General features: G+C 69.0%; 2 pseudogenes. One reads left to right on the forward strand and one right to left on the reverse strand.

Features of this window, described 5'->3' with window-relative positions:
* Positions 1-52: 52 nt before the first annotated feature.
* Positions 53-322: pseudogene (locus SOQ14_RS14330) on the forward strand (Y-family DNA polymerase); the annotation flags it as partial.
* A 327-nt stretch (positions 323-649) separates the two neighbouring features.
* On the opposite strand, the pseudogene SOQ14_RS14335 reads toward SOQ14_RS14330, so the two are convergent.
* Positions 650-1,060 (reverse strand): annotated as a pseudogene (locus SOQ14_RS14335) (polyribonucleotide nucleotidyltransferase); the annotation flags it as partial.

The raw sequence follows: 1,060 nt of genomic DNA on the forward strand, positions 1-1,060 counted from the left end.
GGCGGATGCTGCCCCGCTCGCGCTGATCAGCGATACGGCCCACGGCCCGCGCATTGATGCGGTCAACCCGGCAGCGCGGGCGGCGGGCGCAGCCGCGGGGATGCGCCTCGCCGATGCGCGCGCGCTGTGCCCCGCACTGGCCGCCGTTCCTTCTGATCCGGCGGGCGATCTGGCGTGCCTCGAAAAGCTGGCGCTGTGGGCGCAGCGCTGGGGACCGTGGAGCGCGCTCGACCCGCCCGATGGCCTGCTGGTTGATACCACCGGCGCAAGCCACCTGTTCGGCGGCGAAGCGCGCTTGCTCGCCGATCTCGCCGCGGCCTTCGGTCAGCGCGGCTTTGCGGCGCGCGCGGCGCTGGCCCCGACCGCCGGGGCCGCGTGGGCGCTCGCGCATTTCGCCGCCCATTCGCGGGCGCAACCCGCCATTCTCGCTCCCGGCGATGATCCCATGCGCCTGCTTGGCGATCTGCCGGTTGCGGCGCTGCGGCTTGATGGAGATGTCATCACCGTTCTGCGGCGGCTCGGGCTCAAGCGGATCGGCGATCTGGTCGGGCTGGGCGAGGGGGGCGATCCCGCCGCGGCGCGCGATGCGCTGCAACGGCGTTTCCGCAATCGCAAGTCTCCGGCGACCAATCCGCTGATCCGGCTTGATCAGTTCCTTGGCTTCGGATTCGACCATCATCACTGCGTTCTGGGTCGCGGCGACCACGAGGTCGAGACGGCCTTCGGAGAGTGCCTTGTCCTGCTTCGGGTTGAGCGTGTATTCGCCATCGACGTAACCGACGCGCGCGGCGCCGATCGGGCCCATGAAGGGCACGCCCGAGATGGTGAGTGCAGCCGAAGCCGCGATCATAGCGACGATATCGGCTTCGGTCTCGCCGTCGAACGACAGGACCTGCGCGATCACGTTGATCTCGTTGTAGAAGCCTTCGGGGAAGAGCGGACGGATCGGACGGTCAATCAACCGGCTGGTGAGCGTTTCCTTTTCGGTCGCGCCGCGTTCACGCTTGAAGAAGCCGCCGGGGATGCGCCCGGCAGCCGAGAACTTTTCCTGGTAGTGGAC

Source organism: Erythrobacter epiphyticus (genome assembly GCF_034653295.1).
In the GTDB taxonomy this organism is placed as follows: domain Bacteria; phylum Pseudomonadota; class Alphaproteobacteria; order Sphingomonadales; family Sphingomonadaceae; genus Erythrobacter.